16 protein-coding genes are annotated in these 21,478 nt (G+C 68.5%); 10 read left to right on the top strand and 6 right to left on the bottom strand.

Annotated elements, in window-relative coordinates; genetic code table 11:
* Positions 1-12 precede the first annotated feature (12 nt).
* A complete protein-coding gene (locus tag AC1DXJ_RS14835) occupies positions 13-1,035 on the top strand; it encodes a zinc-dependent alcohol dehydrogenase family protein (RefSeq protein WP_477637363.1) in 1,023 nt (340 codons plus the stop codon).
* Between the two features lie 736 nt (positions 1,036-1,771).
* Positions 1,772-2,149, top strand: a complete 378-nt coding sequence (locus tag AC1DXJ_RS14830) for a hypothetical protein (protein ID WP_477613116.1) — start codon at positions 1,772-1,774, stop codon at positions 2,147-2,149.
* A gap of 7 nt (positions 2,150-2,156) precedes the next feature.
* Here the strand turns inward: AC1DXJ_RS14830 and AC1DXJ_RS14825 are convergent, their stop codons facing one another.
* Positions 2,157-4,547 (bottom strand): FdhF/YdeP family oxidoreductase, encoded by a 2,391-nt coding sequence (locus AC1DXJ_RS14825; RefSeq protein WP_477637362.1) that lies wholly within the window; start codon positions 4,545-4,547, stop codon positions 2,157-2,159.
* Positions 4,548-4,780: 233 nt separating this feature from the next.
* Between AC1DXJ_RS14825 and AC1DXJ_RS14820 the strand changes: the two genes are divergently transcribed.
* Both AC1DXJ_RS14820 and AC1DXJ_RS14815 read left to right on the top strand, forming a co-directional pair.
* A complete protein-coding gene (locus AC1DXJ_RS14820; RefSeq protein ID WP_477613114.1) occupies positions 4,781-5,449 on the top strand; it encodes a hypothetical protein in 669 nt (222 codons plus the stop codon).
* Positions 5,450-5,566: 117 nt separating this feature from the next.
* Positions 5,567-8,209 carry an ATP-binding protein gene (locus tag AC1DXJ_RS14815; RefSeq protein ID WP_477637483.1) on the top strand — a complete coding sequence of 881 codons (2,643 nt, stop codon included), beginning with the start codon at positions 5,567-5,569 and terminating at the stop codon, positions 8,207-8,209.
* Positions 8,210-8,518: 309 nt separating this feature from the next.
* On the opposite strand, the gene AC1DXJ_RS14810 is transcribed toward AC1DXJ_RS14815, so the two are convergent.
* The 4 genes from AC1DXJ_RS14810 to AC1DXJ_RS14795 all read right to left on the bottom strand — a co-directional run bounded on the left by AC1DXJ_RS14810 (position 8,519) and on the right by AC1DXJ_RS14795 (position 12,082).
* Positions 8,519-9,925 carry an alkaline phosphatase PhoX gene (locus tag AC1DXJ_RS14810; RefSeq protein ID WP_477613113.1) on the bottom strand — a complete coding sequence of 469 codons (1,407 nt, stop codon included), beginning with the start codon at positions 9,923-9,925 and terminating at the stop codon, positions 8,519-8,521.
* Between the two features lie 528 nt (positions 9,926-10,453).
* Positions 10,454-10,792 carry a hypothetical protein gene (locus AC1DXJ_RS14805; RefSeq protein WP_477613112.1) on the bottom strand — a complete coding sequence of 113 codons (339 nt, stop codon included), beginning with the start codon at positions 10,790-10,792 and terminating at the stop codon, positions 10,454-10,456.
* Positions 10,793-10,888: 96 nt separating this feature from the next.
* On the bottom strand, positions 10,889-11,572 hold the full coding sequence (locus AC1DXJ_RS14800) for a hypothetical protein (protein ID WP_477613111.1): 684 nt from the start codon (positions 11,570-11,572) through the stop codon (positions 10,889-10,891).
* 168 nt (positions 11,573-11,740) lie between these two features.
* Positions 11,741-12,082 carry a hypothetical protein gene (locus tag AC1DXJ_RS14795; protein ID WP_477637361.1) on the bottom strand — a complete coding sequence of 114 codons (342 nt, stop codon included), beginning with the start codon at positions 12,080-12,082 and terminating at the stop codon, positions 11,741-11,743.
* A gap of 438 nt (positions 12,083-12,520) precedes the next feature.
* On the opposite strand from AC1DXJ_RS14795, the gene AC1DXJ_RS14790 reads away from it, so the two are divergent.
* Genes AC1DXJ_RS14790 through AC1DXJ_RS14780 form a run of 3 tightly spaced genes read left to right on the top strand, consistent with a single transcriptional unit; the run spans position 12,521 to position 14,508 of the window.
* A complete protein-coding gene (locus AC1DXJ_RS14790; RefSeq protein WP_477637360.1) occupies positions 12,521-13,147 on the top strand; it encodes a hypothetical protein in 627 nt (208 codons plus the stop codon).
* A 34-nt stretch (positions 13,148-13,181) separates the two neighbouring features.
* Positions 13,182-13,700 (top strand): RNA polymerase sigma factor, encoded by a 519-nt coding sequence (locus AC1DXJ_RS14785; RefSeq protein ID WP_477637359.1) that lies wholly within the window; start codon positions 13,182-13,184, stop codon positions 13,698-13,700.
* Complete coding sequence (locus AC1DXJ_RS14780) at positions 13,693-14,508, top strand: hypothetical protein (protein WP_477632245.1); 816 nt, start codon at positions 13,693-13,695, stop codon at positions 14,506-14,508. The genes AC1DXJ_RS14785 and AC1DXJ_RS14780 overlap by 8 nt, the downstream gene beginning before the upstream one ends.
* On the opposite strand, the gene AC1DXJ_RS14775 is transcribed toward AC1DXJ_RS14780, so the two are convergent.
* The gene (locus tag AC1DXJ_RS14775) at positions 14,469-14,609 is read right to left on the bottom strand and encodes a hypothetical protein (protein WP_477637358.1); all 141 of its coding nucleotides are present in this window, start codon (positions 14,607-14,609) and stop codon (positions 14,469-14,471) included. The two genes, AC1DXJ_RS14780 and AC1DXJ_RS14775, sit on opposite strands and share 40 nt — an antisense overlap.
* A 249-nt stretch (positions 14,610-14,858) precedes the next feature.
* On the opposite strand from AC1DXJ_RS14775, the gene AC1DXJ_RS14770 reads away from it, so the two are divergent.
* The 3 genes from AC1DXJ_RS14770 (at position 14,859) to AC1DXJ_RS14760 (ending at position 21,442) form a co-directional block, all read left to right on the top strand.
* Positions 14,859-18,488, top strand: coding sequence for a BTAD domain-containing putative transcriptional regulator (locus AC1DXJ_RS14770; protein ID WP_477637357.1), 3,630 nt, complete (start codon positions 14,859-14,861; stop codon positions 18,486-18,488).
* A 73-nt stretch (positions 18,489-18,561) separates the two neighbouring features.
* Complete coding sequence (locus tag AC1DXJ_RS14765; protein ID WP_477632242.1) at positions 18,562-19,977, top strand: FAD-binding oxidoreductase; 1,416 nt, start codon at positions 18,562-18,564, stop codon at positions 19,975-19,977.
* 91 nt (positions 19,978-20,068) lie between these two features.
* On the top strand, positions 20,069-21,442 hold the full coding sequence (locus AC1DXJ_RS14760; RefSeq protein WP_477632241.1) for an FAD-binding oxidoreductase: 1,374 nt from the start codon (positions 20,069-20,071) through the stop codon (positions 21,440-21,442).
* Positions 21,443-21,478 lie beyond the last annotated feature (36 nt).

Below are 21,478 nucleotides of genomic sequence, written 5' to 3'. Positions count from 1 at the left end.
AGAAGTAAGCCCATGCGTGTAGCGGTCATGTACGCCCCCGGCGATGTCCGGGTCGAGAACCGTCCCGAGCCGCAGATCCTGGCGCCCACCGATGCGGTCATCCGGCTGTCCGCGACCTGCGTGTGCGGCTCCGACCTGTGGCCGTACCGCGGCATCGAGAAGCAGACCGGCCCCACCCCGATGGGGCACGAGTACGCAGGCATCGTGGAGGAGGTCGGTTCCGCGGTGACCACAATCCGGCCCGGCCAGTTCGTGGTCGGATCGTTCTTTGCCTCGGACAACACCTGCGAGATCTGCCTAGCCGGGTACCACTCCTCCTGCGTCCGCCGGGAGGCAGCCGCCCCGGGCGGGGCACAGGCCGAACGCATGCGCGTCCCGCTGGCCGACGGCACCTTGGTCGCCACCCCGGACCTCCCAGACGACGACCTGGTCCCGCACCTGCTCGCCGCGTCCGACGTGCTCGGCACCGGCTGGTTCGCCGCCGTGGCCGCTGCCGTCGGGCCCGGTAAGACCGTCGCCGTAGTCGGCGACGGCGCGGTTGGGCTCCTGGGTGTGCTGGCCGCCAAGCAGCTCGGCGCCGAACGGATCATCGCGATAAGCAGGCACGAACCACGACAACAGCTCGCGCTCGAGTTCGGCGCCACCGACATCGTGGCCGAGCGCGGCGACGACGGTGTGTCCGCGATCAAGGACCTGACCAGCGGGCTAGGCGCGCACTCGGTGATCGAGGCGGTCGGCACCCAGGAGTCGATGATGCAAGCCATCCACTCTACCCGACCTGGAGGGCACGTCGGCTACGTCGGGGTCACCCACGACGTCGCCCTTGACGGCATGGACCTGTTCTTCTCCCACGTCCACCTCCACGGCGGCCCCGCCCCGGTCCGGCGGTTCCTGCCCGATTTGATCGACTCGATCTGGACCCGTCAGATCGAGCCGGGCAAGGTCTTCGACCTGGAGCTGCCGTTCGAGGACGTCGCCGCTGGCTACGAGGCCATGGACACCCGGCAGGCCATCAAGGTCCTGCTCCGCCTATAACCGGCAGGACAAGGGCGCACAGTGCGGCGAGCGGGATCGAAGGCAACCAACCCGGCGGGAGCGACGTTCGGCGGCACGCGTGCCCGCGTCTAAGTGGGCGGGAAGACGCGGGTCGGCGGTGCGCCATGTCCGGGCGGTACGCGTCCCGATTCGCGAATGTGCCCCCGGCGACTGGTGGTCGATGCGAGTGGTCTGCCGTGGCTTGAGGGTGCAGAGGGCGGGATCGGGGTGAGTGACCAAGTGAGTGACAACGGGTACGGATTTGGGCGGACGCCTGGGGACAGCGGGGGAGTGGTTCGTGCTCAGACGGACCGTTACGAACAGCCGCGGACGGTGCGAAAGTCGTTGACACGGAAGAGGTCACTGGTTCAAACCCAGTATCGCCCACCCGTTCGGAACAGCCCCTGACAGGCGGAAACGCCAGTCAGGGGCTGCTCTCGTTCGATCGGGAAGGGGCTGATTCTGACCTCTTCCCTGCTGAGTGACTACCTGAGTGACCAAGTCGCCTCCGCTCAGTCAGGAGCCACCAGGCGATGCGTGATGGGCACGCCGGAGCCAAGACCCGGGATGCAGAGTGAAGTCCTCGCACCTAGCCTTGGGGGCAGCTTCGGCTGAGGCGGCTTGGGGTGTTGCGAAGAGGAGCCGTAAGACGCGCCTTCCCGACGCGGCCAGCCCAGCTCGCGAGACCTTTGTCAGTGGCGGGTGTCAAGATGTCAGGGTGGCTTCGGATAGTCGGATGGTCGCCCTGGGCTTCGGCAAGTTCGCGCGTGCAGACCGCATATACGCGCTTGAGCGAATCACTGGCGGGGAGCGCGGAGATGGCCGCCGAACCCGGGTCTGGATCGACGGAGTCGCCGATCCTTTGATCGCGTCCAGGGCCGAGGGCACCATCCTTCGAGACATGGGCCAAGAGGTCGCCGCTGCCGGACCTGAGATCGAAGAGGCGTTGGATCTGGCGGCTCGTCTGGCGGCCGCAGACGAGGCAGGCCGAGTTGATCTGCACGACCTAGGTCGTCGAGCCCGCAAAATTCTCGAATCGACGACGCGGCCTGCGCTTGATCAGGACGCGCGAGAACTCTCATCGGCACTTGCGCCGAAGGGGGAACCGTCTTGAGCCGTCCTCAGGACAGGTGTTCGGGCTCCGGGGTCTTCTTGTGGTCCCAGTCCGAACCCGTGGGGTTCTGGGCCGTGCCTCCGGTCTGCCCCGGCGTGGTGCCGTTCGCCGCGCCGGGGCCGGCGGCCAGCGTCAGCGACACCACCACGGACTTGGAGGTCGGGGTGTTGCTCCCGATGGCGGTCGAGTCCAGCGGCACCAGCGGGTTGGTCTCGGGGTAGTAGGCGGCGGCCGATCCGCGCGGGGTGTCATAGCTGACTACACGGAACCCGTGAACGCGCCGGACGAGGTCGTCGCCGGTCCATCGGGTTGTGATGTCGACGAGGTCGCCGTCCTTGAGCCCGAACGCCGTGATGTCGTCTGGGTGCACAAAGACCACCTTGCGGCCTCCTTCGATGCCGCGGTAGCGGTCGCTGAGGCCGTAGATCGTGGTGTTGTACTGGTCGTGGCTGCGCAGGGTCTGGAGCAGCACGTGACCCTCGGGGACGTGGACGATCTCGATGGGCGAGGCGACGAACTCAGCCTTGCCGGACTTGGTGTCGAAGGTCCGGGTGTCGCGCGGCGGGTGCGGCATGATCATGCCGCCAGGCTTGCGGACGTTGACCTCGTAGTCCTCGCACCCGGGGACGACCTTGGCGATGTGGTGACGGATGACGCGGTAGTCGTCCCGCATCGCCTTCCACTGCAGGCCGTACCGGTCTCCCAGCGTCGCCTCGGCGATGCCGGTGACGATGTCGACCTCGGATCTGAGCTGGGGGCTGGCCGGCTCCAGCGGGCCGCGGGAGGCGTGCACGGAGCACGTGGAGTCCTCGACGGAGATCCACTGGGCACCACTGGCCTGGATGTCCTTCTCGGTGCGGCCCTTGGTCGGCAGGATCAGCGCGGTCTCCCCGCAGACGAGGTGCGAGCGGTTGATCTTGGTGGACACCTGCACCGTCATGCGGACCTTGCGCATCGCCGGGATGGCTATGTGGGTGTCGGACACGGCCTGCACGAAGTTGCCACCGAGCCCCATGAAGAAGTGGACCTTCCCGTCACGCATGGCGCGCAGGGAGTCGACGACGTCCAGGCCGTGCTCACGCGGCGGGTCGAAGCCGAACTCCTTCTGGAGGGCATCGAGGAAGGCGGCGGGCGGTCGCTCCCAGATGCCCATGGTGCGGTCGCCCTGGACGTTCGAGTGACCGCGCACCGGCAGCAGGCCGGCGCCCTCGCGGCCGATGTTGCCCTGCGCCAGGGCGAGGTTGACGACCTCCTTGATGGTCGCGACCCCGTTGCGGTGCTGCGTCAGGCCCATCGCCCAGCAGTAGACGGTGCGCGTGGAGCCGCGCAGCATCTCGGCGGCCTGCGTGATCAGCTCGCGGGACAGCCCGGTCACCTCGACGACCTGTTCCCAGTCGACGGCGCGGACGTGGTCGCGCCACTGCTCGAAGCCCGTGGCGTGGGTGGCGATGAAGTCGTGGTCGAGTGCGTCCCACTCGACGAGGAGTGAGCCGATCGCCTGGAAGAGGGCGAGGTCGCCGTTGACCTTCACGGGGAGGTGCAGGTCGGCCATGGCTGTGCCGTGCCCGATGACGCCCTTGGGCTTCTGCGGGTTCTTGAACCTGACCAGCCCGGCCTCGCGGAGGGGGTTGATCGAGATGATCTTCGCGCCGTTCTGCTTGGCGATCTCGAGGGCCGAGAGCATGCGCGGGTGGTTGGTCCCGGGGTTCTGGCCGGCGATGACGATGACGGAGGCGGTGTGGACGTCATCGAGCGTGACGCTGGCCTTGCCGATGCCAATGGACTCCTGCAGGGCGATGCTCGTGGACTCGTGGCACATGTTCGAGCAGTCCGGCAGGTTGTTGGTGCCGAACGCACGGACGAACAGCTGGTAGGCGAACGCGGACTCGTTGGAGGCCCGCCCGGAGGTGTAGAAGGTCGCCTCGTCGGGGCTGGCCAGCGAGCGCAGCTCGGCGCCGATGAGCTCGAAGGCCTCCTCCCACTCGATCGGCTCGTAGTGCGTGCCGCCGGGCCGCTTGACCATGGGGTGGGTGATGCGGCCCTGCTGGCCGAGCCAGTGCTCCGTGTGGGCGTCGAGCGCGGCGATGCTGTGCTGGGCGAAGAACTCCGGCGTGGCACGGTCGCGGGTCGCCTCCTCCGCGACGGCCTTGGCGCCGTTCTCGCAGAACTCTGCAGTGTGCCGGTGGCCCGGGTCGGGGTCCGGCCACGCACAGCTCATGCAGTCGAAGCCCTCGGCCTGGTTGAGCTTGAGAAGGGTCTGCGCGGTACGCCTCACACCCATGTGGTCGAGGGACCGCTTCATCGACACCGCGACCGCGGTGGGGCCGGCTGCGTGGTCCTCCTGGCCCCTGACCACGAGGTCGGCCTCGGAGTAGTCGCCCTCGTCGTGCTTGGACATCCTGAACCTCGTTCTGCCGGTGCGTGAGCAGCCCCAGGTGGGACGTGCGCAGGTCACCTCGAACCTACCCATCACGTCCGGGTACAAACCACTCGGAGGGCTGGCACGGGTGCCGATCCGTGGCGGCCCCGAGGGAGATCGGGGGATGTGAGTCCCGTGGGTGTCGGGGAGAATCGGTCAGAGCGGCGGAAATCGCTCGGGTCCAGCCTCAATAGGCTGGCTACGCTGGCACGGTGCAGGACGTCATCTATCTGCAGCTGGTCGAACTGGCCAGCGAGTGGGCGGAGCGCGCGCAGATGACGACCGACGAAAATGGCCCGCAGGACACGCCAACGGGCGCCCGGCCCAACAACGAAGAACGCTACGTCGCTCTCTCAGCAGAATTGCGCCGGCGGGGCTTCCTCACCGGACCGGACGGCACTACCCGACTGGAGCTTCCCCGCTTCCACCTTCGCGGAAAGCTGCCAGTCGTTCAGGTTCCCCTCTGTGTGGCGGGAGCTCTCGTCAGCCCGCTCGTCGGACTCGGGGCATTCGAGGACCCCTATACGGCGGGCTGGCTCGGAACCTCATTCCTGGTCCTCAGCGTCGCGATCGCCGGCCTGTTGGGTTGGCTCGCAATCCGGCTCCCATTCTTGGGACTCCGAGTCGACCGCCGTGGAATTCTGGTGAGCAACACATACTCTCGCACTCTGGTCGCGTGGGCAGACCTCCTCGGCATCTCGTACAAGCCGCTCGTCGACGCCAACGACCCGGACGCCGTTCTTGGGTGGATCTATGTCTTCCTTACCTCCGACGGGGAGGTCCTGGCATCGCAGCCAGAAGCTAGAGACACGGGGGCTGACAGCCCCATGGAGCGGCGACGCCGGCTGCTGTTGGCCCTTCGCGACGCCTATACCGTCTGAGCCCGGGCCACGACCCATTGCGAGCTGCGGCCAAGCACCAAACACCCTCCGGACCACGCTGCGCCGCCGCCGCGGTGATGCAACGTGCCACGGATCAGCGTGCGGGATGATGTGGTGATGCACGCGTTGCCGTCTGGGACGGTGTCCTTGGTGTTCACAGACGTCGAGGGTTCGACTGCCCTGCTATCGCGTCTGGGTTCGGGCTACGCGGCATCGTTGGATGAGATGCGCCGGATCCTGCGCGCCGCTTGGGCCGACTTCGGTGGGGTTGAGCTTGGCACGGAGGGGGACAGCTTCTTCGTGGTCTTCGAGACGGCGCGGCAAGCTGTTGGCGCCTTGGTTCAGGCCCAGCGTCGGCTTGGCGTTTCCGCGTGGCCAGGCGGGGAGCCGGTCAGGGTGCGGATGGGTGCGCACACGGGCGCTCCGACGGTCCACAATGGCGCGTACGTCGGGATGGACGTACATCGCGCGGCACGAATAGCCGCTGCCGCGCATGGGGGTCAGCTCGTGCTGTCGGCGGCGACCGCGGCCCTGGTGGCTGAGGAGTTGCCCGAGGGTCTGTTGTTGCGCGATCTGGGCGAGCACCAGCTGAAGGATCTGGGTCGACGCGAACGTCTGTTTCAGGTGACGGGTGTGGGGTTGCAGGCAAAGTTCCCCCCACTGTGGTCGCTGGGTGCGCCATCGCGCCTGCCTGAGCCACCAACACCAACCGTCGGGCGCTCGGGAGAGCTGGATCGGCTGGCCGACACCCTGACGACGCCGCGCGTCCGGCTCCTGACACTGACCGGTGCGGGAGGGTCTGGTAAGACCCGGTTGGCCACAGAGCTTGCTCGTCGCGTCGTCGACGACTTTCCCGACGGCGTGTTCTTCGTTCCTCTGGCGTCGGTGACGACGGCCAACGGTATGTGGAACTCCATCGCCGAGGCGCTCGACGCGCCACCAGAGGCGCGCACCCCCTCAGCAATCAATGCACAGGTCGGTGCGTCGGCTCTGCTCGTGCTGGACAACCTCGAACAGCTGCGTGAAGCAGACACTGTGGTCGCCGCGCTCCTGGCGGGTGTGCCAGCGGTGAGGCTCATCGCCACGTCCAGGCGTCCTTTGCATCTGCCGGGGGAGCACGAGTACCTGGTTCCGCCGTTGGAGCTGCCAATCGGCGACAGCATCGACGAGGCCGCGGGTTCCGGTGCGGTCCAGCTGTTCGTCCAGTGCGCCCGTCAGGTTCGGCCAACCTTCGCCCTTACCGAGCACAACGCTGCCGACATTGCGGCGGTCTGCAGGCGACTGGATGGTTTGCCGCTAGCGCTGGAACTGGGCGCGGCTCGAGTGAGGCTACTCAGCCCGGCTGCCGTTTTGGGGCGGCTGGACTCAGCACTCGACCTCGAGACCACCGGCCGGCGCGTCCCGAGTCGGCAACGAACGCTCCGGGACACGATCGCGTGGTCGTATGACCTGTTGACCCGACGGCAGCAGGGTGTCCTCCGCCGGTTGAGTGTGTTCCGCGGAGGCGCCGACCTGCGTGCGATCGCAGCCGTCGTGGCACCCGCCGGCGAACCCGGCATCGAGGACCCGCTTGACGCGATTGCGGGCCTTGTCGAAGCCAGCCTGGTAGACATCACGGAGGCGCTCGACGGGGAACCCCGAGTGCGCCTACTTGAGATCGTCCGCGACTACGCCCACGCCAAGCTGACCGAGAGTGGCGAGGTCGACGTGGCAAGGGAACGGCACGCGCGCCACTACGTCGACGTTGCCGAGGAAATGAGTACGCAGTTCGTTGGCTCGGGATACTGGGCGGCCCGAGCCTGGTTCGAAGCCGAGGACGCCAACCTCGGCGAGGTGTTCAGCTGGGCGCTGCCTGAGGCCGAACCGTCCCCAGCTGATCAAGAGCGACTCCGCTCGGGTCTCCGCCTGTGTAAGGCGCTCAACGAATGGCTGGTGGCATATCGCCCAGCCGATGGAGGAAAACACCTTGAGAGAGCTCTTGAGCGTGCTGGCGACCGCGACAGCTCTGAGATAGCCGCCTGCCTTCGGGCGCGGGCAGTGCTCCTTGGTCGGTCGGGTCAGCAAGAAGCTGCGCTCGTAGCCGCGCAGGCAAGCGTCGAGATGGCCAAGCGACTCGGAGACGTCACCGCAATCCTCAAGGGCCTCATCGATCTCGGCGGCGTGGAAATCGCACGGCGACGGTTCACGGCGGGACGCCCCTTGCTGCAAGAGGCGGTTCGGCTCGCCCGAGAATCCCAGAACACGAACGAACTCCGCGACGCTCTGCAAGTCCTCGCCATGCTCGAAGCGTCAGACGGCGACCTGCAGTCCGCTCTGGATCTGCAGACCGAGACACTAGCCATCGCCCATCAGCTCGAAGCCCCCGACGCGGCAGTCAACGATCGCCAGAACATGGCATGCAGCCTGCGCCTAATTGGACGCGTAGGCGAGGCGCACGAGCAGATGTACCGACTCGTCCCGGACGCGCTGAAAGTCAACTGGGCCAGCAACCTGATGATCCTGGCCGAGGACTACGCCTGCGTCCTCGCCGAACTCGGGCAGCACCACCTGGCCGCGCACCTTTTCGGCGCCGCAGAAGCGACGTACGAACGGTTCGGGCAAATGCGCGACCCACGACAACAGGCCGAGATTGCTGGTGCGTGGGAAAGGGCTCGCGCTGCGTTGACGGACCAGCAGTGGAATGACGCGTATAACGCGGGACGAGCAATGGAGATCGACGACGCTCTCAGGGATGTGCACGCTCACGACGCGCTGACCTAGGGGTGCGGTGAACGTAGTCCTCGCCACCGCACCTCTTGGTGGCAGCGCGCGTCGTCCGGCGCGCTCTTCCCGATCCCCAGCGATGCTCCCCCGCCAGCAGGAATTCGGACCATGCGCGGGAAGGCCTATCGCCGGGGCGGCGGTCTTGATCAGGAACCCCGCGTCTGTGCTCCGTTCTGCCTGCTGAGCGGGCGCCGAACCAAGGCTGACATCGTGGACGGTGGGGGAGTGGCTCGTGCTAAGGATGACGCTCAGGGACGTGCGCGGACGGAGCGAAAGTCCTTGACCCGTTGGGCCCCCCCGAGGGGCCTAACTGGCGTTTGAAGGCCGGCCCCATGGTCCGGTGATTGCCAGCGTGTAGCCCGGCGCCTGGATGTTCGCGAACAGCGTGCTGCCAGATGCGTTGAACACCGGGCCAGCGAACTCGCTCTCGTTCGCGAGGTTCAGGGCGAGCGGGTAGGCCTTGCCCTGTTCCGTCACGCCGACGAGGTGCGAGCGGCCCTCGCCGTCCTCGGCGAGGATCAGGCCGCCGTGTGGTGAGACGGTGATGTTGTCGGGCCCGTCAAAGCTGGAGTCGCCGGTGGCCGGGTCCGTGTTGACCCCGAAGATCGTCTTGAGCACGATCCGCGACTTAGCGGGGTCGTAGAACCAGACCTGGCCGTCGTGCTCGTTGGTCGAGCCGTCCGAGTGACGGGCGAAGCTGGCGACGAAGTAGGCGCCGCCGTCGCCCCACCACTGGCCCTCGAGCTTGCGCGACCGGGTGATCTGGTTGTTGGTGAACTGCTTGCGGACCGAGGTGCTCCGGGCGTCGCGATCCGGCACAGTCACCCATGTGACGGTGTAGACCGTGTTGACCGTGGTGGCGATCGACAGGTCGGGCACGTGGTTGCCGTCCTCGTCGAAGCACTTCATTGCCTCGAGCGTGCCGACCTCGACGGCGCCGTCTGCGGCGAGGGCGTGAAGGGCGCCCTTCCCTGGCGTGAAGCCGGTGGGTGGGGTCCAGCGGAAGTACAGTCCGTTCGGTCCGCCGGCATCCTCCGTGAGGTAGATGCTGCTTGTCGCTGGGTCGACCGCTGCTGCCTCGTGGGCGAACCTGCCGAGGAACTTCAGGGGGAGCGGGGACCTGTGGATGTTGGCGGCTTGGCTGGTCGGGTCGACTTCGAAGACGTAGCCGTGGTCCTTGGTGAGGGTGCCGCCGGTCCTGGCTTCCGTCTCCTCGCAGGTGAGCCAGGTGCCCCACGGTGTGACGCCGCCAGCACAGTTGTTCCAGGTGCCGGACACGGATGTGTACTGCTCGATCACGTTGTTGTCGGCGTCGAGCACGATCGTGGAGGTTCCACCGATGCCACCGTCGTCGTAGACGAGGCCGTCGACGTGTGGGACCGCGTGCCGGTCCGAGCCGGCCAGTTCGTGGTTCGACACGACTACCGAGCCGCCATCCGGGCGGGCGAAACAGCCCATGGCGTCAGGATCTCCGGGGTGGACGAACCCGCTGGCGCCGGCGACACCAGACTGCCCGATCACCTTGTAGGAGAAGCCCTTGGGGAGGGAGAGCAGGGGGCCTGCCGGGTACAGGGGGCCGTAGCCGGCGCTGGTGCGGGTGGCTGCCGCGGCCGAGCTGAGGAAGGGGTCGAGGCTGCCAGCGCCGGCAAATGCGAAGCCGAGCGTCGCGGCGGAACCGCCGAGGAAGGTACGCCTGGATACGGAGTTGGGCATTGGTGCTCCTCAGGGAGGGATCCTGACGGGTAGATCCTTCCCATCAGACCGCCGGGGAAGGGTGTCTGCAACTGGAACACCGGTGAGTTGAGCCCCTTTCCGAGCCGCGTCGACCTGGGCGGTCATGCGCCGTGCCTGCAGCGCCTTCTCGCGACCGTGACGTAACCGACGGTCTGTCGGCTCGTTGATTGAGCAGTAGCGAAGTCCTAGGGGGAAGGTTGGGGCCCATGGTTGAGCATGAATCGCCAGTACGGCCGGGTGTGGCTGTGTGGAGCTGGGGCGGGGATTCGCTGTCAAACACCCGTAAATGACGGCAACTGTCCGTTCTTTGGGCTCAACGCAGGTGGGACCGCATCTGGGACCCGGTCACGTTTCTGCCCTTTACCGCTTGGGTAGGTACCCGTGGTCGAGGCGCTGGGTCCAGCAGGGGGCCCCACGAGGCGTCGGCGACACCACGGCCCGGACGCAGGGGATGCACGACGCCCGGGTCGTGGTCCATCTCTGGGAGCGGGGTTGAGGCTTGTGACGTCATCCCCCCTGCCCACGGGTGATCAGGAACAGGCCGGCGGAGATCAGGACAGCGAGGCCGACGCAGCGGAGCGCGAACTTCGCTTGCGCCTTCGACGTCGGCGCGAGATCAGACACCTGCAGGGCAATCAGTGCCAAGCCGGAGGCCACTGCCGCCATGCCCACCGTGAGGGCGATCGCCAGTCCCAGGTGGTTGGTGAACAGCCACTCCGAGAATGCGGTGTGAACGTCCATGATGGCGACGGACCAGAACGCAATGGTGGCAACCGTGGCGATCGCGGCTATTGCCGCCGCCGATCGAGCGACACTCGGGCTGAGCGAGAATCCACTTCTGGTCATGAGCTGAACCACCCTCCGACTATCCCGGTGGGTGCGGGTGGTCGCTGGTCTGCGGGCGGGGTCTCCCGCTGTGAGTAGGACATGATGGATCCTTCTTCAGGGCCGCCGGGTGGTAACCGATAGGTAGAGCTTCAGCTCCGCGAACTTGCCGGCGGGATAGGGGCCGTCGATGAAGCCGTAACCGAACGCCTCGTCGGGAAAGTCACTTCCGGCGTCGGCGTACACCAGGCGCCGTGAGGTGAAATCGCGAACTGTGATGGTGCTCTTGGCTGCTCGACCGCCCCAGGTGCCGGACGGATCGTGCCAGGAAGACACCTCGGCCTTCGCTGGTGCAGGGCCCCAGAGCCGCATGGTGACACTGATGTTGGCAGTACTCCGTGCAGCCCCGGCCTGCACGCTCCGCACGCAGGCGACGGTCTGCTGTGGCAGTGGCGGGTTGTCGACCTGAGACATCGGCCCGGTCTGGCGCCACCGCGTGACCATGCCGCGAGGCCACAGCTCGCGGCTCAACAGGCGGTAGCCAGGCGGTGTTCTGGCAATCAGCGACTTCGTCATCGGACGGTCGAGATCAGACCCGAGGGGGCACACATGGACGATGCTGACGATGGCCCCGGACGCCTGCGACACGGCGACCTGTGTGCGGACGACCGATCGGACCCGGACGGTGGTCGCGGCATCTGCTGGCGTGGCGCCAACGCCCATTGCGGCACTGAGGGTCAGTGCTGTGGCGAATGCGCCTTTCGCCGAACGCCGATGGGTCCGACTGCGCACCTGCTTCATGGCATCTCCTACGGGTCTTCACTGTCCTGCAATGGTGTTGGCCTCTCACCATCTCGCCACCCCTCAGCAGGTGTCGTCAGCCTCAGGGCCCGTGGTCGTCGTGCGCTGGGCTACGGCTGTGGACTGGAGGACCACGTCGGCATCCGGGCCATCGCCGCCGCCATGGCCTTAGTTCAGGATGACCAGTCCGACGGCCAGAAGCGCGGTGGCGATGGTGACAAGGACCGACAGGAGAAACGCGACCGACGACATCGGAGAAGCGACGCTTCCGGTCGGGCGAGCATTCATGGCGGCGAGCGAAGAGCGCCACGCGGCAATGGCCAGACCAAGTGTGACGCAGATCCCGAGCAGCATGAAGTCGCTGTCAAACATCCGGCGGGTCACAGGCGACTCGGGGACCAAGCCACGCTCTATGGCTGTTGCCAAGACATACGGAAAGATCGCCAGTGCAAGGAGGAGAGCTGCACGTCGGACGTGACGTGTGGAGTTTCTCGGCGGCGTACCGGTCATGTCACCTTTTCCCGTCCGGGCCGGCAGGTGCGAGTGCAGGAGCCATTCCATCGCCGATGGATCTTGTCCGGCGGCGGACGGGACGGGGTTGGCACCCGGCCCGGGTTCAGCATCGCCACGCCCAGCTAACGCTACGCGCGAGGAGGACCCCGCGCATGTCCCCGACCGACCCGGCAGGGATCATGAGCCAGGCGCCCTCACTTCGAAGTCGGCCCGGTGAATGCTCACCAGGGACGCACTTCCTTTGTCCGCGAGCGGGGTGGGATCGTCGCTGGTGTGAAACCTTTCCGGCCGCTCGTGGGTCGTTTGGTCATGAGAGGCATGATCCAGCGGGGGGTGAATGTCCCGGCACCTCACCGGGTCGTGGCGGCTGGGCTGATGGTGGTGGGGGCTTTGGCAGGGTGCGCGGGGGATGCCACTGACGGGGCCCCGCAGCCCGTGATTCCGACGTGGGCCAGCGACACCACGACGAGCGGCCGGTCCTCCGTTGCGCACCTGGCCATCGAGCCAGGCAGCTACCGAATTCCGGCCTCGCCGTGGTCGGTTGCGGACTACACGGTGACGTTCCGGGACGGCTGGGCGGTGCAGTACGGCCACATCTTCAGCAAGCACTCCGATCAGGACAACGAGTTCGGGTTCTATGCCGTCGTGGTCGACGAGATCTTCACCGACCCGTGCCAGGGTGAAGGTGTCCCCATGGCCGTCGGCTCCGGCGTAGGGGACCTCGTCACGGCGCTGATGGAGCAGCCCGGCCCGACCAAGAAGGGCCCTGTGACCGACACCTTGGCGGGCTACCCCGCAACGCGGATCGAGCTGGAGATCCCACAGAGCCTTGACCTGGCGAAGTGTCGCTTGGCCCAGGACGACGTCATGGGTCTTCAGGTCTGGAACAGCAGGCGTGCGGACAAGTACTTCGTGCTCCTTCCCGACCATCTCATGAGCGTGTACGTCCTCGAGGTGCACGACAGGCGCCAGGTGTTCCTGGTCGAGACGGGCCCCGGCATGTCCGACACCGACCAGGCCGACCTGAAGGCCGCCCTCGACTCGATCCGCATCGAGGGGTAGATCCAGCATGAATGCGGGGACTGGAGAACCACTCGTGGCCCACGAGGTCCACAGTGAGTCCGACCTCGTGCGCGTGGTGTTCGAAGCGTCGTACCGGCGCCTGGTGGGTCAGCTGTATGGCGTTTGCCGCGACCTCACCGAGGCGGAGGAAGTCGTCGCGGAGGCCTTTGCACGCGCGGTGCAGCACCGACGCACCTTCGCCCGTCTGGACAACCCGGAGGCGTGGCTGCGCACGGTCGCCGTCAACGTCAGCCGCACCCGTGCGCGCCGACGCAGGCTGCTCGGCGACCGCGAGCGAGCGCAGGTCGCGCGACACCCAGTGATGGAGGACGACCGGTTGGCGCTCATGGCTGCCCTCCGGACGCTGCCCGACATCCAGAGGGAGGCCATCGCGCTGCACTACCTGGCCGACCTCCCTGTCCAGGCGGTCGCCGAGGCCACCGGCGTCCCCGTCAGCACCGTGAAGACCCGGCTGCGCCGGGGACGCGCCGCACTCGCCCTGCTGCTCGCCGACCTTCCCGACCCCCGTCAGGAGGAGGCGCCCCATGCCTGACCTCGACCGGCTCCTGCGCTCTGACATGTCCCGCGCTGCGGCCCAGGCTGCGCAGTCGCCCGACTTCTCGGCCATCGAGCAGCGCGGAGCCCAGCGACACCGGACCCGCATCGTGATCACCGCTGCCGCTGCCTGCGCGCTCATCGTCCTGGCAATGCTCGGAACGTCTTTCGTGGGCGGGTTCGATCGCACCGCTCCGCAGCCGGCCAAGGACCCGATGCCCCGGCCCACCGGGGATGCGCTGGCGAAGCACTGGACCCCGCTTCGCCCGGACACCTCGAGGCGGGTCACTGCGAGGCAGTCCCAGATCGATGAAGCAGATTCCAGCTACGGTGGGATTGACATCCGCGAGGTCAACTCGGGAGACCCTTCGCATTCATTGTCCTGGGGGATCCAGCTCCGGGAGACACCGCCCTTGGCGTCAACCCTTGACCCCGCGAGCCGCGTGGTCGAACACGGCTTCGTCTTCGACACCGATCGCGATGGAGCCGCTGACTGCCAGATCGGCATCAATACCGACGCCCCGAAACCCGGGCAGCTGCGGGTGTGGGTCAAGAACCTGACGACTGGCGTCACCGACGAGCGGGTCGGCGGGCCGTACGGCTTTCCGTTCGACTTCTTCCATCCCAGCGAGACGGCGAACGAGTCCCGGCGAGACGTGAGCATCTTCTTCTTGACAGGTGCAGACAAAGCCTGTGTCTTCCCCAACGCAACGGGTTTCTACGCCTACGCGTCCGTGACCGAGAACGGGCTCGTCACGGAGTGGGACTACGCACCGAACGACGCCTGGCTCGAATTGACCGACTGACCGCCCCGTTCCTCGAACACGGTGATCTGCAGGTCGATCATGTCCACCTGCCGGGGGTTGGAGATCTCCAGGGTGGCTCGGCCAACGTCCAGGATGGTCACCTTCTCGCCCTCGTCTCCGTGGACCTGGAGCTCCACCGTGCCGCCCAGTGCGTCGTCGGGGCCTGGTGCCGGGGCTTGGTGTTGGGGCTTGGTGTTGGGGCTTGGTGTTGGGGTCTGGGCCGCAGGGGGTTGCCGAGACCATCCTCCCGCGGGACCCTTGAGCCGGTCCTGAGGTGGCTTGAAGGGTGCGCTGGACCACGCCCTTTCGGGCGGTCGCCGCCTGCGTGACGGAGCAGACTGGGGAGCGGGGTGGAGCGCGGGACGACGGTGCGACTCCGAGTGCTCGGCGAGCTCGCGGCCACGCGCGACGGCGTGGTCGTGGACCTCGGTGGGCGGCGCCAGCGCGCCGTCCTCGCCGCGCTGGTGATCTGGCGAGACCAGGTCGTCTCAGCCGAGCGACTCACGCGTTGCGTCTGGGGGGACAACCCACCTTCGAACCCGGCTGGAGCACTCCAGTCCTACGTCAGTCACCTCCGGCGCTGCCTCCAGCCCGAGGCCGTGGCCCGGCAGCGCGACGGCGTCATCGCCAGTGAAGCGGCCGGCTACGTCCTGCGGCTCGCGCCCGGCTCCGTCGACGCGTGGTGCTTCGAACGAGCCCTGGACTCCGCGGCAGGGCTCGCGCCGGCCGAGGCGATGYGCTCGCTGGACGACGCCCTCCGGCTGTGGCGCGGTCCGGCGTATGCCGAGTACCTGGGCGAGCCCTGGGTCGAAGCCGAAGCCCTGCGACTCACCGAGTTGTATGCCGTGGCGCGCGAGCGGCGGCTCGAGACGAGACTGCAGCTGGGAGACGCCGCCGTCGTCATCGGTGAGCTCGAGGCACTGGTCGCCGAGGACCCCCTGAGGGAGGAGCGCTGGCGACTCCTGGCGCTTGCGCTCTACCGCGCCCAGCGTCAGGCGGGGGCCTTGGCGGCGTTGCGCAGGGCACGCCAGACCCTGGCCGAGGAGCTGGGCGTGGACCCGGGGCCCGCGCTTCGAGCGCTCGAGGCCGAGGTGCTCGCCCAGTCTCCGGCCCTTGACGGACCGGTGCCGAGGATCGGGGTCGAGCTCCATGGGAGGGAGCAGCCCCCAGAGGAGCAGCGCCCGGGGGACCGGAGTGTCAGAGAGCAGCCCGCGGGGGAGCTGGGCGTGCGGGAGACGTCCCCTGACACGGGTTCAACGTCCGACCTCGTCGACAGAGCACGGGAGCTCGCGTCCTTGCGGCGGATGGTGGACGAGGTGGCCGACGCCAGACCCGGTTGCGTGCTCGTCGAGGGCCCGGCCGGCATCGGCAAGTCACGGCTCCTCGTTGAGGCAGTGCGTGTCGCGACGTCGGCGGGCCTCCGCGTGCTCTCGGCCCGGGGCAGCCAGCTCGAGCGATCCTTTGGCTTCGGTGCGGTGCGCCAGCTGTTCGATCCCTGCACCGGCGACCCCGGGGCACGCGACCGGCTGCTCGCCGGCGCCGCCTCGGTTGCGAAGCCGGTCTTCGACGAGGTGGCAGGAGACGAGACTGCGAACAACGGCAGCTTCGCCGTCCTCCACGGCCTCTACTGGCTCACCGTGAACCTTGCCAACGAAGGGCCGGTGGTGATCTGCATCGATGACATCCAGTGGTGCGACAGCGCTTCGCTCCGCTACCTCGCGTACCTCGTCAAGCGGCTCGAAGGGCTCCCTGTCCTCGTCGTCCTGGCCATGCGCACGGGCGAACAGCATCCTGATGACGCGCTCTTGGCGGACCTCGCCCTGGACTCGTCGGTCACCGTGCTCCGGCCCGCACCGCTTTCGCCGGAAGCGGCTGCCACCCTCGTCCGGGCGCGGCTGGGCGAAGGCGCCGACCCCTTCGTCGAGGCATGCCACCGCATGACCTCGGGCAACCCACTGCTGCTGCGCCAGCTGCTGCGCGCCCTGGCGGACGAGGGGGTCCGGCCCGATGTCTCCCACGTCGACACGGTCCGGGCAGTCGGCTCTCGTGCGGTCTCCGCTCTGGTGACCTTGCGGCTGCGCAGGATGCCTCCCACGGTGACGGCCTCTGCGCGTGCCGTTGCCGTGCTGGGCGAGGCCGCCGGCCTGCCGACCGTGGCCGCGTTGGCCCAGCTGCCCGAGGACGAGGTAGCGGCTGCCCTGGACACCCTGAGCCGGAGCGAGATCCTCACCGATGACGGGCACCTGACCTTCGTCCATCCGTTGGTGCGTGACGCGATCTACGACGACCTCCCAGCCGGCGAGCGTGCGTTGCACCACGACCGTGCCGCGCAAGTCCTCCGGACGCTGGGCGCGACACCCGAGCAGGTGGCGGTCCACCTGCTGCGGGCACCGCACCGAGGCAGCGTCGCCACCGTGCAGCTGTTGCGGAGCGCGGCCGGCACGGCGATCTCGCGGGGTGCCGCCGATGCAGCTGTCGGGCTGCTGAGGCGGGCGCTGGAAGAGCCGGTGTCCGGACCCGATCGTGCCGCCGTTCTCGTCGAGCTCGGACGCGTCGAAACCCAGGTCGACGGTCCCGCCGGTGTGTCGCACCTGTGCGATGCGTACACCGCCCTGGACGAGCCGCACGAGCGCGCGCTCCTGGCAATGGACATCGCCCGTACCCACGTGTTCGTCTCCCCACCCGGGGTCGCCACCTCGTTCGCGCGCGCAGCGAGCGCAGCCCTTCCTGACCGGCTCGACGACGAGCGGCAGGGACTGCTCGCGCTGCAGCGCATCACCGGCTTCATGCACGGGCTCCCCGCTGACGCCTACCGAGCAGGACCTGTCCCTGAGGTGTCAGGGGAGGGCGACGGTGCCCGGATGCTTGCCGCGACCCTGTCCTACGAGCTGCTGCGTGAGGGCGAGGACAGGGCGGGTGCGGTCCGGCTGGCCCGCTTCGCCCTCGAGGAGGACCGCCTCCTGGCGGTGGACAACGGACTGCTCTGGATCGTGGCCGCCAACGTCCTGATGCTGGCAGACGACGAGCTGGGGGACTTCTGGGACCGTGCCCTCGCCCGAGCTCACGCGACGGGCGGACTGTTCGCCGCACTCTCGGTGAACCTGTGGCGAGGCTTCGCCCAGTGGCGTCGCGGCCAGCTCGACGACGCGGTGCAGTCGCTGACCGATGCCGTCGAGCAGCAGCGCGTCTGGGGGATCTCCGAGGCCACGTCGACGTATGCCGCGGCCTTCACCCTGGGGGTCCTGACCGACCTCGGCGACCTGGACGCGGCCGCGTCGAGTCTGGAAGACGCACGCCGACTCCCCTGGGTAGGTGAGGGCGGCAGGCTGATGCGAGAAGCCGCGGCCCGACTGCTCCTCGAGCAGGGCCGACCATCCGATGCCCTTGGCGAGCTGGCCGCCTCGGCCGACAGCCCTCCGGTCGCCAACCCGGCCTGGGGTCCGTGGCGTGGGCTCGCGGCACGGGCCCTCCATGCCCTCGGGCGCAGCGACGAGGCGATGGTCCTGGCTCAGGAGGAGGTCGACCTCCTGCGCCGCTGGGGTGCGCCGACAGCCCTCGGCCCGTCCCTGCGACTCCTGGGTGAGCTGCGAGGGGCTGACGGCGCCGAGCACCTCCGAGAGGCAGTTGAGGTGCTGTCGGGGACCTCCTCGGTCTTGGAAGAGGCTCGCGCACGACTCGCTCTCGGACGATGTCAGGCGGTCGCCCACCAGGAGGCGGTGCCCCTCCTGAAGGCCGCACTCGCAACTGCCCGCGCCTGTGGGGCCGCACGGGTTGTCCATGACGCTCTCTCGGCTCTCGTCGAGAGGGGAGAGAGCGCCGCCGAGGTGGATGACGTCCCCGTGGGGATCACGAGCCGCCAGCGGCGTGTCACGGACCTGGTCGCGTCGGGGCTCGACGTCAACGAGGTCGCCCAGCGGCTGTTCCTGACACCCGGGACGGTGCGAGCCGTGCTCGAGTCAGTGCAGGGAGCCCGGCGATGATCCGTCGAAGAGCCTCAGGGTCCCGGCTCAAGTTGCCCTCAAGTCGTCCTTGTCATGCTGGTACGCCCCGATCGTGAGGAATCCCGTGGTGCCCGAGTCCGCGTCCCCCGCACCGTCCCGCTCTCCGTCCGGAGCGGAGCTCCTGCGAGGTCTGTGCGGTGGCGCGGTGCACCTGCCCGGGGACGCGGCATACGACGAGGCACGTATGCCGTGGAACCTCCAGGCTGACTCCCACCCTGCTGCCGTTGCCTATCCGGCGTTTCCCCAAGAGGTGGCAACGGTGCTGCGCGCGGCCGCGTCGGCGGGCCTCAAGGTCGCACCCCAGGGCACCGGCCATGGCGCACCTCCACTCGCCGGCCATCTCGGTGACGCCGTTCTCTTGCGAACCACCGCCATGACCGAGCTCCGCGTCGACGCCGGCCGACGCACCGCGCGGGTCGGTGCCGGCGTGCTCTGGGGCGACGTCGTGGAGCGAGCCGGCCGCGTCGACCTCGCAGCACTGCACACGTCGAGCCCAGGCGTCGGTGTCGTCGGGTCGTCGCTCGGGGGCGGCCTGAGCTGGTACGCCCGCCAGCACGGGCTCCAGTGCAGCGCGATCACAGCTGTCGAGCTGGTGACGGCCGACGGCACGTTCGTGCGAGCGACGGACGAGGTCGACAGTGACCTCCTGTGGGCGGCACGCGGCGGAGGTGGCGGCTTCGGTGTCGTCACCGCGCTCGAGTTCGACCTGCTTCCCGTGAGCACGGTGTATGCCGGCCTGCTCGCCTGGGACTGGACCCACGCCCAGCGCGTGCTCACGGCGTGGGGCTCGTGGGCCGCGGAGGCGCCGGACACCGTGACCAGTGTCGCGCGGCTCTTCCAGGCGCCCGACCTGCCGTGGCTTCCCGCCGACGTCCGCGGACGCACGCTCGTGATGATCGACGCCGTCGTCCTTGAGGGGCGCGAAGCAGCCACGCAGGTGCTCGCGCCGCTGCGCGCCCTCGACGCGGAGATCGACACCTTCAGCGAGTGTCCAGCAGCCTCGGTGGCACAGCTCCAGCTCGATCCGCTTGCGCCGACTGCCGTCTACGCCAACAGCGTCCTGCTCGACGCGCTGCCCGAGCGAGCCGTCGAGGCGCTGGTTGCGACGGCGGGCCACGGGTCGGGGTCGGACCTGCTCTTCGTCGAGCTGCGCCAGCTCGGGGGAGCGGTGGGTCGGACGGCGTCGCGTGCGGGGGCGCTGGACCGCATGGACGGCTCGGTCCTGGTCCTCTGTGTCGGCCTCGACCAGGGAGCGGGGTGGGCGGCGGTGCGCGAGGACGCGAGCCGCGTGACGGAGGCCCTCCAGCCGTGGGCGACGGGCTCGGCATACCTGCTGATGGCTGACGCGGACGTCGACGAACAGCGCGGCTGGCCGGCCAACTCGTGGCAGCGACTCGTCGACATCAGGGGGGCGGCGGACCCCGAGGGGCTGTTCGTCTCGCCTCGCCCAGGCTCCCAGCCCGGCTGAGGGACGCCGCCTCAAGCGGACGCCAAGTTCGTCTCAAGGCACCGGGTTCACGGTGGTGCTCCACCACCACACCGAAAGACCCGGAGGAATCATGACCATCGCCGAATCGCCCGCCGCGCTCGAACGCCCTGTGCCCTTCGCAGAGCTGAGCGCACGGACGCAGGGAATCGTCGCCGTCCCCGGAGACGAGGAGTACGACGCGCTCGTCTCGCCGTGGAACGTGGCGGTCCCTGTCAGGCCAGCAGCCGTCCTGGCCGCGGAGACCGACCAGGACGTCGTCGAGGCGGTCCGCTTCGCGGCACGCAACGGCCTGCGCGTGACACCACAGGCCACCGGACACGGCCCGATGGCCGAGCTCGTCACCGAGCTGCTCGTCACGACCAAGCGACTGGACGAGGTCGTCGTCCACCCCGAGGGCTGGGCGCGGGCCGGCGCCGGCGTGAAGTGGCTCCGCGTCGTCGAAGCCGCCGCGCCCCATGGACTTGCGCCGCTGTCCGGCTCCATCACCGACGTGGGCATCGTCGGCTACACCACGGGCGGTGGCCTCGGGCCGATGGCGCGGACCTACGGGCTGGCGATCGACAAGGTTCGCGCCATCGAGGTCGTGACTGGCGACGGCGTCCTGCGCCGGGTCACGCCCACGGACCACCCTGAGCTGTTCTTTGCCCTTCGAGGCGGCAAGGGGATGCTGGGCATCGTCACGGCGATCGAGTTCGACCTCGTGCACCAGCCGATGTTCTACGGCGGCTCGCTGTGGTTCGACGGCGGGGATGCTCCGTCAGTGATCGAGCGGTGGCGGGACTGGTCTGACGGCCTCCCTGAGCTGGGCACCACCTCCTTCGCGTTGTTCCAGCTGCCGGACATGCCAGGCGTCCCCCCGCAGCTCGCCGACCGCCTCTCCTTGTCCGTGCGCTACGTGTGGACCGGCGATGCCGAGGAGGGAGAGCGCCGCTTCGCTGCGATGCGTGATGCGGCTCCGGTGATCCTCGACGATGTGGCCCACAAGCCATACACCGCAATCGACTCCGTGCACACGGACCCACTGGAACCCACACCGGCGTACGAGGCGGCGGCCGTCCTCACGGAGTTCCCTCAAGATGCCGTCGACGCTCTGCTTGAACTGACGGGAACTGGTGCGGCCTCGCCGCAGGTGCTCGTCGAGGTGCGCCAGATGGGCGGTGCGATCGCCCGGGGTGGCGAGCACCCCAGTGCCTTCGCGTCGCGTGAGGTTGCCTACTCGCTCCTGATCGTCGGGATCGCTGAGATCCCCGGAGTGCAGGACCACGCGGCGGCGATCCTGGCGGCGATGCGTCCGTGGACCGGCGGGTACCGGCTGCCGAACTTCACCTTCACCCCCGAGGAGTACGCCGACGCCTACGACGAGGTGACGATCGCGCGGCTGCGAAGGGCGATCCGGTCCTACGACCCAGCCGGGGTGATGGCCATCGGTGGTGTGCTGAGCTGACAGGTGTCGTCGTGGCCCCCGAGCCAGGGGGCCACG

It is taken from the genome of Pedococcus sp. P2_D9, from assembly GCF_056404275.1.
Note: the sequence above shows the minus strand (reverse complement) of the source record. Positions and strands in the feature narration are given on the sequence as shown.